Raw genomic sequence first — 15182 nt, forward strand, 5'->3', positions numbered from 1 at the left:
ACTATTGGGGGTCAGTTCAATATCGCTGGCTTTGTTTTTATTTACAGAGCTTTATTTATCAGCCCATGGACCTAATTAACCCGTTAACACCGTGTCTTCAGGGTATTTCAACAAGGAAGGTTCTGGGCGAGCTAGCATATAAGCCAAGGTCAGGGGGCCGATACGTCCAATCACCATAACCACAATCATGATGTATTTACCTGGCTCAGTCAGGTTTGCGGTTAAGCCAGCTGTTAAACCAACCGTTGCAAAGGCAGAAATCACCTCAAACATGACTCGATCAAACGCTGCCTTTTCAGTAAGCATTAACAAAAACATCGCGGTGGTTAATAACGCCCCACTTACCACAATAATGGCCAATGACTTTGTTACCGCTTGCCAAGTCACAGTGCGCTTAAACATCACCACGTGCTTTTTCTGACGGAGGAAGGTCCACGTTGCGACAAAGGCTACTGCAAAGGTCGAAACCTTAATACCACCACCTGTTGAGGTAGAACCAGCACCAATCAACATCAGTACAATCATTACCAGCAACGCAGGCTGTGTGTACTGAGACAAATCCACACTATTAAAGCCAGCAGTACGAGCACTTGCCGACTGAAAAAATGCGGCTAGCCACTGTCCTTGAGTCGATAACCCTTCCATGGTTGCTGAGTTATTTCTTTCTAGCAGCCAGAACAATACCGTACCTACCAACAATAGAGTCAGAGTGGCGGTTAGCATAATCTTGGTGTGTAAATGAAGATGTCGAAAACCTTTACGCCAGTTACTCGATAGGTCGCCGACGACTGTGAAGCCTAGCCCACCGAAAATAAACAAGCCAGCTAAGGTGAAGATCACCAGCGGATCATCAACAAAACTCATCATACTGTCTGAAAACAGTGCAAAACCTGCGTTATTGAATGCAGATATCGCATGAAATAGAGCATAAAAACTGCCCGTTGACCATCCCATCTCAGGTACCCAGCGGAAGCAGAGCAATACAAAACCGATAAATTCAGCCACTAATGCAAAGATGATGATCTTCTTAACCAATTTACGAAGGTTAATCTTACGATCTTGGCCAAGCGCTTCTTTCGCGAGTGCTTGTTGTTTAAGGCTTAACCTAACACCGAACATGTAAAGCAGTACCGCAGATAGAGTCATCTGCCCTAACCCGCCGACTTGCATCAAGAACATCAGTAAGATTTTACCCGCCAAGGTGAAATGCTCACCGGTATCGACAACACCTAATCCTGTCACACTGATCGCCGAGGTTGCTGTAAACAGTGCATCCGTAAAACTTAGGCCTGTCACAGAGAATACAGGCATCGTCAACAATATTGCAGAGGGGATAAGTACGCCTAAGAAGCTCGTAAGGATAATCTTAGGTTCAGAGCCTTTACGTGGCTTTTTATCACTCTTAAGCGTGTAGAAAGTACCTTTTCGTTTTAACGAATTCATACTGTTACCTTATTGCCAATTACCAATTGCGTAGCTTTCTAGATAAGGTCTCTTTCGGCCCAGCGATGATCACCACATCCCCAATTTCTAAACTCACATCCAGTTCTGGAGCTTTAGTTAGGTTCGGTCCTCGCTTGAAGCCAAGTACTTCAACACCATTTTCTTTACACAGCTTAAGGTCGCCAAGTTTCTTACCCAACAAATTAGAACCAATAACAATCTCCGTCATCGCTAAACCGCTGCCAAGATCGATAAACTCAAGAACGCGTCTATCCAACATTTTACGCGCAACACGAATGCCCATATCTCGTTCAGGCATGATGATATGGTCAGCACCAATCTTAGAGAGAATCTTGCCGTGAAACTTATCGTTCGCCTTTACCCAAACAGCTTTTGCGCCTGACTCTTTTACCACCAGAGTAGTCAGAATACTGGAATTAACATCAGAGCCAATCGACACCATCACCATGTCGTAATCGTCGAGTCTTAACTCTTTAACTGTCTCCTCGCTTGTACAGTTCGCAACAATCGCTTGTGAAACAAAAGCCGCCGCTTCTTTCACTCGCTCTTCATCAATATCGACGGCCAGTACCTGTGCCCCTGAACTTTGTAGCTCTTTGCAAACAGACAGACCAAATCGCCCTAAACCGATAACTGCATATTGTTTGTCGCTCATTTGAAATCCTGTTTAGAAATTTTAATTACACGGGATAGCCAAACCTACATTAGTTTCTATCTCAAAAAAAGTTAGTTCTGCAAGAATAAGGTTATACTATTGTCATAATCGCTTGATTTATAAAGGTAGAGAACAACTCGAGTTTCTGCTAATTTCCAATTCATAATTTCTGCGGCAGCACACACAATGAATGAATTCATAACCCAAGTACAAACCTACATCAACCAGAGCCATAGTGATTGGGCAAACAGCGTCCTATTCATCACTATTGCGAGTTTTCTCGCTTGGGTAGCTTGGCGAATTATCCATAATCGCTTAGAAATTCTGGTTCAGAAAACCCCATTCCACTGGGACGATCTACTGTTAGAAGCACTAAAAACCCCTGTCAGCACATTACTTTGGTGTTGGCCTGCTACAGTCTCTATCGGGCTAATACTTCAAGACCAGTTTGGCAATGAAATCAATTGGTTAAAAACGCTTAAACACATATTGATTATCTGTACATTCGTTTGGTTTACCTTACGAATGATCACTAACACTGAAGCCTATGTCTTAGAGCAAAAAACCAGAGACGAAACCACTGTACAAGCGATAGCGAAAGTCGCTCGCTTGTTCTTTATGGTGATGGGCGGCCTAACCATTATGCAGGCATTTGGGCTCAGTCTTTCCGGCTTACTCACCTTTGGTGGTGTTGGTGGCTTGATCGTCGGTTTAGCGGCTAAGGACTTACTGTCGAATTTCTTCGGTGGCATGATGATTTACTTCGACCGCCCTTTTAAAGTCGGTGATTGGATACGTTCTCCCGATCGTCAAATCGAAGGCACTGTCGAACGCATTGGTTGGCGCATGACGATCATCCGCACTTTTGATAAGCGTCCTTTGTACGTGCCAAATTCGGTGTTCAGTAGTATTGTGGTAGAGAATCCATCGAGAATGTTGAATCGTAGAATCAATGAAACCTTTGGTCTTCGTTATCAAGATGCAGACAAATTGGCGCTCATTGTTGATGATGTAAGAACCATGCTCGAGACCCACCCAGATATTGATGCCAAACAGACGTTGATCGTTAACTTTGACAAATTTGGGCCATCAACGCTCAACTTCTTTATCTATACCTTCACAAAAACAGTCAACTGGATCAGGTACCACAAAGTGAAGCAAGACGTTCTGTTACAGGTTCTGGCGATTATTCATAAACACAATGCAGACATCGCGTTCCCAACACAGACACTCAAGATTGACCCTCAAGACTTTTCTAATGTTCAAGATCATAACAGCGTTCAAAGCCTAGGTGATAATCAGAATATTAGCGATCCCAAAGACATGTTGAACTCCCCTACGGAAGGTCATCGATAGTCATATCCTTCTTGGTTATCGATAAGTAATAAGCGTGAAGCGTGGTAATATGATTGCAGTATTCTAATGCACCTAATTACCACGCTATGATTTTACCTGTCATTCTAGCCGGCGGCTCCGGAAGTCGTCTCTGGCCACTGTCTCGCGAGCTTTACCCTAAGCAATTTCTCAATATTGCCGGCGACCAGTCAATGCTTCAGCACACACTTCAACGCCTGCAAGGCCTTGAAGAGCACTTGATGGATAGTAAATGCGATGCCCCATTCATTATCTGTAATGAAGAGCATCGCTTTATTGCCGCTGAACAAGCTCGATCAGCTAACATTCAACATAGTGGTATTCTGCTAGAGCCAGTCGGTAGAAATACAGCCCCAGCCATTGCGCTTGCCGCCCTAAAGGCTTTAAGTAAACCACCGCTTAATGAACAAAGCGCATCCGACCCTATCTTGTTAGTGCTGGCTGCTGATCATCACATCGCGAAAACCTCTGAATTCCAACAAGCGATTAGTCGTGGTGTTGATTATGCAAAACAAGGCAAGCTGGTGACATTCGGTATAACACCTAGCTCCCCAGAGACTGGCTATGGCTATATCAAGCAAGGAGAGCCTCTTTCCTCCAGTGCTCAAACTGATACTAATGGAACAGAGCAGCCAATCAATCACGCCTTCGCCATAGAATGCTTTGTAGAAAAGCCAGACACAGCAACAGCAGAAGAGTACATCCACTCAGAACAATACTTATGGAACAGTGGCATGTTCATGTTTAAGGCATCACGCTATGTTAAAGAACTCGCCGAACACCACCCTGAGATAGTAGCGGCTTGTAAACTCGCTCTTGCAACGCAAAATACCGACCTCGACTTTATCCGTATAGACGCTGAAGCATTCAAAAGCAGTCCAAGTGATTCAATCGATTACGCCGTGATGGAAAAGACCTCGCACGCCGCGGTGATCCCGATGGATGTCGGCTGGAACGATATTGGCTCATGGTCCGCGATCTGGGATGTAAGCGAAAAAGATCAGCACAATAACGTCATTGAAGGTGATGTGTTAACCGTCGACTCTCAACACAACTACATCCATGCTGAAAATAAGCTGGTTGCGACGGTAGGTGTCGACAACCTGATTATTGTCGAAACCAAAGACGCTATATTGGTTGCAAATAAAGACAAGGTTCAGGGTGTTAAATCGATTGTCAGTCAACTAAATCAAGCGGGTCGCACAGAACATGTGCATCATCGTGAGGTGTTTAGACCTTGGGGTAAATACGATGTTATCGACCTAGGCAAGCGCGACAAAGTTAAACGTATCACCGTTAAACCCGGTCACAAGTTGTCGTTACAAATGCACCACCATAGAGCGGAACATTGGGTAGTCGTGGCGGGTACTGCGAAAGTGACCAACAATGAGAAAACCTATCTGGTTGAAGAAGATCAATCCACTTACATCCCTTTAGGTCATATTCACAGCCTAGAGAACCCAGGGGATCTCCCACTCGAGATGATTGAAGTACAAACAGGCAGTCATTTAAGTGAAGGCGACATCATTCGATATCAAGACAGTTATGGGCGAGACGTGCGCAAGCAACAAGTCCACTCATCAAAGCACAACCAAACGAAATAAAGCAGCGACAAATCGATGAAACCAACATTAGACCTAAACTGCTTTAAGAACAACGATATCCGCGGCGTCATTGGTAAACAAATCAATGAGCCACTCGCCTACCTGCTCGGTAAGGCATTTGGCGAATACGTCCTATCCGCTAAGCCTGAAACCTCACTCGATGGTTTGGCGCAGGTAGTGATTGGTCGTGATAACCGCAAAACCTCCCTGTCATTACAAGAAGCCATGACCAAAGGCTTAATCGAGTCAGGGATTACCGTCATTGATCTAGGTATGACTGGCACTGAAGAGGTCTACTTTGCGACTCGTTACCTAAAAGCGATTGGCGGAATACAAATCACAGCCAGCCACAACCCAATCAATTACAACGGCATGAAAATGGTCGGTGTAGACGCTAGCCCTATCAGTAAAAACAGTGGTTTAGATGAAATCAAACGACGCATTGAAGAACTTAATCAAGAGCTGAACTGCAATTTACCGTTCGTTCATGCACAACCAAGTAACTCTAGTAGATCGAACAGTATTCTTGCTCCGTACGTCGAGCACCTACTCTCGTACATAACCCCATCAAAGCTGTCACCAATGAAGATTGTGGTTAATGCTGGGAACGGTGTTGCAGGACATATCATTGATGCTTTAGATAATAAATTTAACGAACTCGGTGTCCCTATCACCTTCATCAAAGTTCATCATAACCCTGATGGAAACTTCCCAAATGGTATTCCAAACCCTTTGATTAGAGAGAACCAAGCAGCCACTCGAGATGCCGTTTTAGAGCATTCTGCCAACCTTGGAATTGCTTGGGATGGAGACTTCGACCGCTGCTTTTTCTTTGATGAGCAAGGCAATTACATCGAGGGTTATTACATTGTAGGGTTGCTTGCTGAAGCATTCTTGGTCAAACAGCCTAACACGACTGTATTGCACGATATGCGCATGACCTGGAACACAATTGAAATCGCAAAAACGCATGGTGGAAAAGCGATTGGAATTAAAGCAGGACACGCACTGATCAAAGAGAAGATGCGTGAAACGAATGCCGTCTATGGGGGCGAAATGAGCGCACACCATTATTTTCGTGATTTTGGATATTGCGATTCAGGCATGATTCCTTGGCTATTGGTTATCGAGCTGATGTCGAAAACTCAACAATCTCTTCACCAATTAACGAGTACTAGTATAGATAGATTCCCCTCTTCCGGGGAGATCAATCGAAGAGTCTCAGACCCAGAGCAGGTCATGGCTTGCGTGTTATCGCACTACCAAGATCATGCCGTTGAGATCGATCACACAGACGGAATCAGCATGAATATGGGCTCATGGCGCTTCAACTTAAGAAAGTCCAATACCGAGCCATTAATACGCCTTAACGTTGAAACCAAACAAGATAAAGCTTTACTGTCACTTAAAGTCGACGAGTTACTGTCTTTTCTCATTTAAGAATACAGACACTTCCAGTTTTCAACTAAGATCCACTAAAAAGCCCTTATTAGCTGTTGCTAACTAAGGGCTTTGAATTTTAAGTAGCTTAATCGCTGACTGTAATTAGTCTATTTGTTACGACGAGCTTCAACAGCGTCTGCCAGCTGGCGAAGTACTGTTTCAGTGTCTTCCCAACCAATACACGCATCAGTAACAGATTGGCCGTACGTTGCAGCTTTGCCCTCAACCAGGTCTTGGCGACCTTCAACAAGATGAGATTCAATCATCACACCAAAGATAGCTTTGTCGCCACCAGAAATTTGTGCGCTTACGTCATCAGATACGTTCATTTGACGCTTAAACTGCTTAGAGCTGTTTGCGTGGCTGAAATCGATCATCACTTTTTGTGGAAGACCAGAAGCTGCTAGCTCTTCTTTAATCTTACCAACGTGTTCTGCGCTGTAATTTGGCTCTTTGCCACCACGTAGGATGATATGACAATCAGGGTTACCTGCTGTTTCAACGATAGCTGAGTGACCGTACTTAGTTACTGATAAGAAGTGGTGAGAAGCGCTAGCAGAACGAATAGCATCTGTTGCAATCTTGATGTTGCCATCAGTACCATTCTTAAATCCAACTGGGCAAGATAGGCCAGAAGCCAGTTCGCGGTGAACTTGAGATTCTGTAGTACGTGCGCCGATTGCACCCCAGCTGATTAGGTCAGCAACGTATTGAGGCGTGATCATGTCTAGGAATTCGCTTGCCGTTGGCATGCCCATGTCAGTTAGGTCCAGCAGCAGCTTACGTCCTAGACGAAGGCCATCATTTAGCTTGAACGTATCGTTCATGTACGGGTCATTTATTAGGCCTTTCCAACCAACAGTTGTACGTGGTTTTTCAAAGTAAACACGCATTACGATTTCAAGGTTATCACCAAGTTCGTCGCGCAACACTTTCAAACGTTTACCGTACTCAAGAGCAGCTTCTGTGTCATGAATAGAACATGGGCCGACAATAACAAGCAAGCGATCATCGCTCTCTTCTAAAATATTGTGGATCGCTTTGCGGCTTTCAAAGGTTGTAGAAGAAGCAACTTCTGTCGCTGGAAACTTTTCTAAAACAGCAACAGGGGGTAATAACTCTTTTACTTTGTTAATTCTTACATCATCAGTCTGGAACATTGCTTACTTCTTCCTTTTTTCTATCCTTGAGCTGAATGTACGTTGTCTCACGTCACTTTCTATCAGCACTAATCTTCTTGTTCCCTGTAACTTAACTAGTAAAAACTCTAGTTTCAATCACTAATTAAAAATAAACGCAATTTTTTTTGTGTTTTATATTTAAAACACCCTGTATACCATTATTTACACGCTATCGATTGCGTATTTTATAGCAAGGTAAGAAGAGCCATTCTTCAAGCTACATCATGCATGTAAAATTGTGTCGAACTCAAAAACAAAAAAGCTCACGTGATCAGCGTGAGCTTTTATTTAATTACATTATTTTCAATGGCTTGACGACACTATCAAGCCCTTCAATTTTCAGAGCAAGGCACAGTTTCAATAAATCGCCGAGTTCACCAGACGGGAATCCCTTTTTATCAAACCACAGCAAATATTCTTCAGGTAAGTCAATCAGTGTACGACCCGCGTACTTTCCAAATGGCATCTGCATTCGAGCCAACTTAATCAGGTTCTCTTTCTCTAGCATTATTCGGTCTTTACTATGCGTCATCTATGTTGTGTAGAGTATCACCTAAACGTTCAACCCAATAGTTGATCGCGTCTTTGGCATCATCCAGCGAATCAATCATGGTTGAAAAATCTTTGTTACCCGCTTCACGGTCGATGGCTGCAAACAGTGGTGTGCCCTCTTGAGCATCACTGACCAATAACTCTACACTCGCACTCCCAACATTGGTGTGCTCACCAGTCGTGACCTTAGATATGGTTGACATCGCAAGGCCAAACGGCAGAACGCTGCTCGTTACAGCTAAGAGCGGATTGGGCGTTTCAACGTTACTCAGAGCGATACTCAAGCGGAGCGTTTTTCCTGTCGGTTCATCGACAATCGTTTTATGAGGCGATATTTTATCTTCCAAGCACGCAACCATGTGCTCAGTGAGTTCCTGAATCTCTTCCTGATCCAACGAACCTTCTTCTGCTAAAACAAAAATTTGGTCGATCACTACAGAATCGTAGTCATCTAACTTGGATTTCAAACGCTGCGCGTCACGTAGCCCAACCCTTGCCCAAACCAAGTCGACGCCTCCGTCAGGCCCAGCCTGAAAATCTTCGTAGCTGGTAAATTTAGTAGCGGTTCTAATTGGGCCGCCTGCACAACCAAGCAAGAAAATGCTGGTTGCAACAAGCAAAAGGACTTTTAAAGGGTTCATAACGCACTTAGTCAAAATTAAGGAATCTAATTAAGTATGACATACCCTATGTGAAAAGGTTGTAGAAAAAGGGGGTTAAAAATCAGAGCTAACTCTAAAATTAATCATGTTGAACAGTGTGTGCGTACTCTACAATTACCTGATTTCCTTCAATATAAGCATTTTGGATCTCACCATCAACACTCATTCTACTTTTCAGGTAGACCACTTTAGGCCCCGATTCATTGACCTCTTTTAGCGAGGGGAATACATTCCTTGGTTCCAAATGAAGTAAACGACAAAAATGACTAATGAAAGACATGGTTAATGGCGTCTCCCCTCTTAGCACTCTTGAGAAATCAAGCTGGTTCATGCCTAGCTTTTTTGAAAACTCCATCTGCGTAATTCGCATTCTCGATTTTTGTGACATCCACGTTTGATACAACGCGTCTCTGTCTAGTTCTGTGAATTCCATACCGGCTCCTTTATATAATTCATACCAATCAATTGTCCGGTTTTTCATACATGGCGTGTCAGGGTTCGGTTAGTGGAAACCAAAGGTTTGGTTTTGATATGTGCACAATTGTTGTACAGAGCGAAGCGAAACAACCCAAAGTCATTCACTAAAACGATTAGATCAAATACTTTCTTTATTTATATCAATAATTTATATGTTAACGAACTAAACATATAGCAAGTTAATTTGTATCAAGAATTAAAAGTTCGAGATTGGCATTCCACATTTCAATCGATTGATTCGCATTTATAAAACTGGTTGGCTACATTTCGATTGCTCAAACGCACTTCTGGCAAACTATTTGAAAGAATAGGACGCAAAGCCGCCGGTCTGTCGACAAATATTCTGTCTATGATAGCGGGGCCGCCACTTAATAGAATTTAAGTGTAAATGCATGCCGGGGTGTTCTCTTTTTTGTCGGCCAAATACAGTAAGGACAAATAATGAAACAACTCCAAAAAAAATCACTCATCGCGCTATCGCTTCTTAGCGTAAGCGGTGCAAGCTTCGGTCACGGTTATGTCTCGGCATACAACAATGGCGTAGCTGAGAGCCGTGTTGCCCTATGTAAGTTCCCTGCGAGCGATACGCAAGAGAAAAACACCAACTGTGGGGGTATCCAATACGAACCACAAAGTGTAGAAGGCCCTGAAGGCTTCCCAGAAGTTGGCCCTGCTGATGGGAAAATCGCCAGTGCGCAATCTTCTTTAGCAGCAGCACTAGACGAACAAAAGGCAGACCGCTGGGTTAAACGCCCTATCAAGTCTGGTTCTCAATACTTCGAGTGGACATTCACAGCTAACCACAAGACTCGCGATTGGAAATATTACATTACTCAACCCGACTGGAATCCAAACCAGCCGTTGGCTCGCAGCTCTTTTGACTTAACGCCATTCTGTGTTGTTGAAGGCAATATGGAACAGCCACCGATGCAAGTCAGTCACTTGTGTAATGTGCCAGAGCGTGAAGGTTATCAAGTGATCCTTGCCGTATGGGATGTAGGTGACACTGCAGCGGCTTTCTACAACGTTATCGACGTGAAATTTGATGGTGACGGCCCTATCATTCCTGATTGGGATCAAGGTGGTCAAATCAACCCGACACAAGACCTGAATGTTGGTGACGCTGTTTATACGCGTGTATTCGACCAGTCTGGTGAGAACGCTTCATACAGCACTGAGCTTGTGATTGAAACTTCTGAACAAGGCAAAGCCAATAACTGGTCTTACGCGCTTGCTTCTAAGATCAACCAAGAGCAGACGCAAATCAAAGCAGGTCAATTGAATGACCAAGGCGATTTCGCACCCGTTTACGGCACGAATCCTGTTTATCTAAAAGCAGGCTCTGGCTTTAACAGTGTCGAAATCGGCTACAAGATTGATACTCCAGAACCCGAGCATGATCTTGAAGTCTCGGGCTTAGAATCAGAGTACATTATCGATGAGAGCCAACCTACTCAGCTTGATCTTACGTTAGCGGCAACAGGCGATATCCAAGCTGAGCTTACCGTGTACAACCATCACCGTGAAGCACTTGCATCTCAGAAATCGGATCTAACAGACGGACAAGTTGAAGATGTTCAACTGACTCTTTCTAAGTCTGAAGCTGGCCACCACATGCTTGTGGTTGTGACGAAAGATGACCAAGGTAACTTAGTGGATCAGAACACGCTTGATTTTCATCTAATGGACGAGCAAACGCCGCCACCAGCGGGCGATTACGACTTTGTGTTCCCAGAAAGCATTGAATCTTACACTGCAGGAACAAAGGTTCTGAGCAGCGATGGTGGTGTTTATCAGTGTAAAGAGTTCCCATACTCTGGCTACTGTGTTCAATGGGCTCCAACAGCAACTCAGTACGAACCAGGTGTCGGTTCACACTGGCAAAGTGCTTGGAACAAAGTGGACTAAGTACTCGCTAGATACTTACTTTGTATTGGGTGAGTTTTAGTCATCAACCAAACAAAAACGGATGCCCAAAGCATCCGTTTTCTTATTCTGTAACAGCTGAAGCATCAGTTATCAAAGTAGATAGTGGTCCGCCAACAGAGCGACAAACAAGATCATGAGATGATAGATGGAGAACTTAAAGGTCTTCATGGCCATATTGGGTTCATCACGATATTTCAGTACCCAAGCGTGATAAACAAACCCGCCGTTGAGCACCAATGAAGCGCTCAGATATATCCAGCTGCTCATGCCAACCAATACAGGCAATATACACACGATGCTAAGCAAAAAGGTATACAGAAGAATAGACGTCTTGGTGTATTCGATTCCGTGAGTCACAGGTAACATGGGGATGTTCACTTTGGCATACTCATCACGACGATGAATTGCCAACGCCCAGAAATGAGGAGGTGTCCAAATAAAGATGATCATCACCAACAACCAAGCATTTGAATGCAGTTCATTGGTAACCGCCGTCCAGCCCAGTAGCGGAGGCATTGCACCAGCGATCCCTGCTATCACAATATTTTGCGGCGTTGCTCGCTTCAAGTACATGGTATAGATGACCGCATAGCCCAATAAACTTGCAAAGGTTAGCCAAGCCGTGAGTTGATTGACCCACACCACTAACGTAGCGAACCCAAATAAGCCGATACCTGCTGCAAAGCTAAACACACGCACACTACTCAGCTCACCGGATGGTAAAGGGCGTCGATTTGTTCGAGTCATCTGGCCGTCGATCTTTTTATCGATCAAATGGTTAAACGCAGCCGCTGAACCTGCCATTAACCCTATCCCAATCATTCCGAACAAAGTTTGTTGCAAAGGCAATCCATTCGGCACGGCCAAACACATCCCAACCAATGTTGTCAGCAACATCAAAGCCACCACTTTAGGCTTAGTCAGCGTTAAATAAACTTTCCAAGTGGCTTTGTTTTTTTCAGCCTTTTCGTTACTTAAAGTTATGTCATTATTGGCTGTTATCTTATGAGTTAAGGCTGCGTCTTGAGCCACCACTTCATACTGTGTTGACGTTCTACTGACCATGATTACCTCCTTGTAATACACTGTTCTTCACCAAGCTCTCACTCGGTTTGCGTTGCCACACCACAAAATTGGTTACAACCATGCTGATGAGCAACATTACTGCGACTAGGTTATGCAAAACCGCAACTGAGATTGGCAGGTGAAACCATACATTACTGATCCCAAGGCTGATTTGAGTAAACAACACTATTGCGACAATCATGCTCAGCTTTTGGTGAGGCACTTGGCCAAACTTCCATAACTGGTACACGACCATCAGCACCGTTAATGTCGCCACAATAGCCCCGAACCTGTGCATGACATGTATGGTAAGCCTCGCGGGATACTCCAACACACCAAACTCATAGTTATCGTGTCCGTGTTGAGCAAAATCGAACGCATTTTTGAAATCGAGGTAGCTCATCCAGTTACCTTCACAAATAGGCAATTGGGTACACACCAAAGCGGCATAGTTTGACGATGTCCAACCACCAAGCAGTATCTGCCCAACCACAATGAGTAACCCAAACAACGCCCAATATTTAAGTGTTGGAGAATAAGAAGCCTCGCCAAAACGGCTTTGGAATTGAGACAAACGGCAGTAGAGCAGACACAACAGTGACAGCAACGTGAAGCCCCCCATCAAATGCGCCATAACCACAACGGGCATCAACTTAAGAGTCACCGTCCACATTCCAAGCAAAGCCTGAAAAATCACAGTGGCAGAGATAAGTAATGGAAGACCAACTGGTGTGATGTTCTTTTTAATACACCAAGCTACAACGACAAAGATAAGCAACCCTAATGTTCCTGCAAAGTAGCGATGGATCATCTCTATCCACGCTTTGTCTGCTTCAAGAGCTCGCTCTGGAAATTGCAGATTGGCTTGACTCACCGCTTGGGCATCAGACGGAACGGTGATCTTACCGTAACAACCCGGCCAGTCAGGACAGCCAAGGCCAGCATCAGACAGGCGTGTATAAGCTCCGAGAACAATCACGGTAAGGGTTAACAAGATAGTTAATCTCATCACAAGCATCAGTAAATCAGGGGCTTTATTCTGCATCACTTATCTCCCTATACTTATTCCCTTTCGCTGCTTAAGCTCAAGCATTTGCGCCATCAACTACCCAACTCGTGACAGCTTAAGTAGCTTTCTTAAATCATGAATCATACCTTTGGATTGCCCGACTAACTGCGACGGTTCCGACACGCTTTTGTACTCCATAACCAACTGTCCTAGCGGGTCAATAATGACAATGGAAGCCGGCGAAAACTCGGTGCTTAACTGATCACCACCAGCTAACAAAGATAAATCAAGCTTGTTGAGCGAACCCGACAACGAGTTACCTTCTGAGACGAAAACAACGGCGGTCACTCGCTCTTTATTTTTCCCTAACGCTAAGTAGCTTTGATTCAAATAATGAAGCTGTTGTTCACACAAGCTTTCGCACTCCATCGGTGCGATATACCCCACAACCCAACCCTCTCCTGCCATGGGTACCGTTACGCCAAAATCCGCTAGTGTAATTCTTGGTTCTACCAATTCGCCTGAGTTAGTGACACCTGACGTATACCAATTCTGATCCAACACAGTTTTGGCGATAATGGCTGGCAAAGCGAAAATTAAAACGAGTCCGATTAATACCAAGCGTCCTTTAGTACGACGGCTTCTGAGCTCAGCCATGTTTGCCTCGGTAATTTCCCTGTTCACTTGTGCTTGAGATTTATCCATCCTTATTCCTCGTGATAGGTGTTGCTTTTAGGTACCGATAGCTAATCAACAACATCAAAAACAAAAGTACCGCAGCCATAACAAACCATTGAAATGAGTAACCAAAATGCTTCTCAGACCTCATCGCCGTTGGACGCCATAACATTTCATAGGGCCATGAATCTAAACTCTGAGGTTGGAAGACAAAGGGCAGCACTTCTTGTCCTGTATACTGTGATAACGCTGCTATGTTTAGGTTTTGGATTCTATTCGGTGTCGTATTTTCTAAACCCAACTCATGACTTAAAGGATTAATTGAGCGTGTATACAAGCGCCCTGACATTTTGGTTGGTACAGTGATACTTCCTAATTGCGGTAGTTCTCTTCTGTCATTACTTGCCGGAACAAACCCAAGATCGATCAACAACTGTTTTTCAGCCACTAAGGACTGGTTTCCATCTTCAAAGCGAACCTCACCCAACATGTAAATCACATACCCTACCGTTCCTTGGCTTATCTGGTTGTCTAACAAGAGCATCAAGCCGCTCGTATTGACTAATTCAACATCAGCCTTTAACCCGTTTAGGGTTTGAGGATTTAATGACTCTTGACCAGATAAATCCAGCTCTCGCAACTCAGAAATAACGACACCCAAAGGTTGTGACGAGAGATGTGCTCTCTCAGCTAATTGCTGTTCATAACGTAATTTCTCGTTACCACGATCGAGTTGCCACAAACCTAACTTGATTAAAGCGCCGACTGAAACCACAGTTAAAACAACCGCTATCCAAAAACCTTTACTGCGGAACTTGTGTTCATCATCAATCAATCGGTTTGGAGTTATCACTATGGCGTCATCTACCTTTGTTCTGTTATTTAAAGTCGTCTTGGTCGCTTTGCTGTTTTTTATCGCTTTCAATTTGATGAAAGGCCTAATCCAAATCGCCTCGGGCAAACACAATGGAAAAAGGCTCAGTCACTTCTTGGGGCGTCGTGTCATGTGGTCAGCCGTTGTCGTGCTACTTTTATTACTTGCTTTGGGATCAGGAGTGATAACTCCTAACCCTCGCCCCTATTAATCCC

The 15182-nt window shown here is 44.2% G+C and carries 15 protein-coding genes and 1 riboswitch; of the genes, 5 read left to right on the forward strand and 10 right to left on the reverse strand.

Going from position 1 to position 15182, the window contains the following annotated elements:
• Nucleotides 1–75 precede the first annotated feature (75 nt).
• The gene (locus tag AB4161_RS06850; protein ID WP_372083062.1) at nt 76–1443 is read right to left on the reverse strand and encodes a TrkH family potassium uptake protein; all 1368 of its coding nucleotides are present in this window, start codon (nt 1441–1443) and stop codon (nt 76–78) included.
• 19 nt (nt 1444–1462) lie between these two features.
• Entirely contained in the window at nt 1463–2119 is a 657-nt protein-coding gene (locus AB4161_RS06855) for a TrkA family potassium uptake protein (protein ID WP_017065605.1), read from the reverse strand.
• A gap of 186 nt (nt 2120–2305) precedes the next feature.
• On the opposite strand from AB4161_RS06855, the gene AB4161_RS06860 reads away from it, so the two are divergent.
• The 3 genes from AB4161_RS06860 to AB4161_RS06870 all read left to right on the forward strand — a co-directional run bounded on the left by AB4161_RS06860 (nt 2306) and on the right by AB4161_RS06870 (nt 6537).
• Nucleotides 2306–3475, forward strand: coding sequence for a mechanosensitive ion channel family protein (locus AB4161_RS06860; protein WP_017061743.1), 1170 nt, complete (start codon nt 2306–2308; stop codon nt 3473–3475).
• An 86-nt stretch (nt 3476–3561) separates the two neighbouring features.
• Complete coding sequence (locus AB4161_RS06865; RefSeq protein ID WP_372083091.1) at nt 3562–5097, forward strand: mannose-1-phosphate guanylyltransferase/mannose-6-phosphate isomerase; 1536 nt, start codon at nt 3562–3564, stop codon at nt 5095–5097.
• Between the two features lie 15 nt (nt 5098–5112).
• Nucleotides 5113–6537, forward strand: coding sequence for a phosphomannomutase CpsG (locus AB4161_RS06870; protein ID WP_102332022.1), 1425 nt, complete (start codon nt 5113–5115; stop codon nt 6535–6537).
• Between the two features lie 110 nt (nt 6538–6647).
• Here the strand turns inward: AB4161_RS06870 and aroG are convergent, their stop codons facing one another.
• From aroG to AB4161_RS06890, 4 genes are all read right to left on the reverse strand, one after another.
• Complete coding sequence (gene aroG / locus AB4161_RS06875; protein ID WP_017061746.1) at nt 6648–7700, reverse strand: 3-deoxy-7-phosphoheptulonate synthase AroG; 1053 nt, start codon at nt 7698–7700, stop codon at nt 6648–6650.
• 313 nt (nt 7701–8013) lie between these two features.
• Nucleotides 8014–8229 carry a DUF3820 family protein gene (locus AB4161_RS06880; RefSeq protein ID WP_061017501.1) on the reverse strand — a complete coding sequence of 72 codons (216 nt, stop codon included), beginning with the start codon at nt 8227–8229 and terminating at the stop codon, nt 8014–8016.
• A 13-nt stretch (nt 8230–8242) separates the two neighbouring features.
• Nucleotides 8243–8914 (reverse strand): DUF3313 domain-containing protein, encoded by a 672-nt coding sequence (locus tag AB4161_RS06885; RefSeq protein WP_372083063.1) that lies wholly within the window; start codon nt 8912–8914, stop codon nt 8243–8245.
• A 100-nt stretch (nt 8915–9014) separates the two neighbouring features.
• A complete protein-coding gene (locus AB4161_RS06890; RefSeq protein ID WP_017068634.1) occupies nt 9015–9368 on the reverse strand; it encodes a hypothetical protein in 354 nt (117 codons plus the stop codon).
• 323 nt (nt 9369–9691) lie between these two features.
• A riboswitch (cyclic di-GMP riboswitch) is annotated at nt 9692–9781 on the forward strand.
• Between the two features lie 72 nt (nt 9782–9853).
• Between AB4161_RS06890 and gbpA the strand changes: the two genes are divergently transcribed.
• Complete coding sequence (gbpA, locus tag AB4161_RS06895; protein ID WP_229648182.1) at nt 9854–11320, forward strand: N-acetylglucosamine-binding protein GbpA; 1467 nt, start codon at nt 9854–9856, stop codon at nt 11318–11320.
• Nucleotides 11321–11431: 111 nt separating this feature from the next.
• Here gbpA and cyoE read toward each other — a convergent pair whose 3' ends face one another.
• The 4 genes from cyoE to AB4161_RS06915 are packed head-to-tail and all read right to left on the reverse strand — an operon-like array spanning nt 11432 to nt 15060.
• Nucleotides 11432–12406, reverse strand: a complete 975-nt coding sequence (gene cyoE / locus AB4161_RS06900; RefSeq protein WP_372083064.1) for a heme o synthase — start codon at nt 12404–12406, stop codon at nt 11432–11434.
• Nucleotides 12396–13451: a heme A synthase gene (locus AB4161_RS06905; protein ID WP_372083065.1), complete on the reverse strand. Its 1056-nt coding sequence runs from the start codon at nt 13449–13451 to the stop codon at nt 12396–12398. Before AB4161_RS06905 ends, cyoE begins: the two co-directional genes overlap by 11 nt.
• 60 nt (nt 13452–13511) lie before the next feature.
• Nucleotides 13512–14120 (reverse strand): hypothetical protein, encoded by a 609-nt coding sequence (locus AB4161_RS06910; RefSeq protein ID WP_372083066.1) that lies wholly within the window; start codon nt 14118–14120, stop codon nt 13512–13514.
• Nucleotides 14113–15060 (reverse strand): SURF1 family protein, encoded by a 948-nt coding sequence (locus tag AB4161_RS06915; RefSeq protein WP_372083067.1) that lies wholly within the window; start codon nt 15058–15060, stop codon nt 14113–14115. The genes AB4161_RS06910 and AB4161_RS06915 overlap by 8 nt, the downstream gene beginning before the upstream one ends.
• Here AB4161_RS06915 and AB4161_RS06920 point away from each other — a divergent pair.
• Complete coding sequence (locus tag AB4161_RS06920) at nt 14948–15178, forward strand: DUF2909 family protein (RefSeq protein WP_017064837.1); 231 nt, start codon at nt 14948–14950, stop codon at nt 15176–15178. The two genes, AB4161_RS06915 and AB4161_RS06920, sit on opposite strands and share 113 nt — an antisense overlap.
• Nucleotides 15179–15182: the final 4 nt, after the last annotated feature.

The organism is Vibrio sp. 10N.286.51.E5, from assembly GCF_041469125.1.
GTDB lineage: Bacteria > Pseudomonadota > Gammaproteobacteria > Enterobacterales > Vibrionaceae > Vibrio > Vibrio crassostreae_C.

Coding starts and splice junctions, on each gene's coding strand:
- AB4161_RS06865 (WP_372083091.1), top strand. CDS start 3,562: ATGATTTTACCTGTCATTCTAGCCGGCGGCTCCGGAAGTCGTCTCTGG.
- aroG (WP_017061746.1), bottom strand. CDS start 7,700: ATGTTCCAGACTGATGATGTAAGAATTAACAAAGTAAAAGAGTTATTA.
- AB4161_RS06860 (WP_017061743.1), top strand. CDS start 2,306: ATGAATGAATTCATAACCCAAGTACAAACCTACATCAACCAGAGCCAT.
- AB4161_RS06920 (WP_017064837.1), top strand. CDS start 14,948: ATGGCGTCATCTACCTTTGTTCTGTTATTTAAAGTCGTCTTGGTCGCT.
- AB4161_RS06880 (WP_061017501.1), bottom strand. CDS start 8,229: ATGCTAGAGAAAGAGAACCTGATTAAGTTGGCTCGAATGCAGATGCCA.
- AB4161_RS06850 (WP_372083062.1), bottom strand. CDS start 1,443: ATGAATTCGTTAAAACGAAAAGGTACTTTCTACACGCTTAAGAGTGAT.
- AB4161_RS06885 (WP_372083063.1), bottom strand. CDS start 8,914: ATGAACCCTTTAAAAGTCCTTTTGCTTGTTGCAACCAGCATTTTCTTG.
- AB4161_RS06890 (WP_017068634.1), bottom strand. CDS start 9,368: ATGGAATTCACAGAACTAGACAGAGACGCGTTGTATCAAACGTGGATG.
- AB4161_RS06910 (WP_372083066.1), bottom strand. CDS start 14,120: ATGGATAAATCTCAAGCACAAGTGAACAGGGAAATTACCGAGGCAAAC.
- cyoE (WP_372083064.1), bottom strand. CDS start 12,406: ATGGTCAGTAGAACGTCAACACAGTATGAAGTGGTGGCTCAAGACGCA.
- AB4161_RS06855 (WP_017065605.1), bottom strand. CDS start 2,119: ATGAGCGACAAACAATATGCAGTTATCGGTTTAGGGCGATTTGGTCTG.
- AB4161_RS06870 (WP_102332022.1), top strand. CDS start 5,113: ATGAAACCAACATTAGACCTAAACTGCTTTAAGAACAACGATATCCGC.
- AB4161_RS06905 (WP_372083065.1), bottom strand. CDS start 13,451: ATGCAGAATAAAGCCCCTGATTTACTGATGCTTGTGATGAGATTAACT.
- gbpA (WP_229648182.1), top strand. CDS start 9,854: ATGAAACAACTCCAAAAAAAATCACTCATCGCGCTATCGCTTCTTAGC.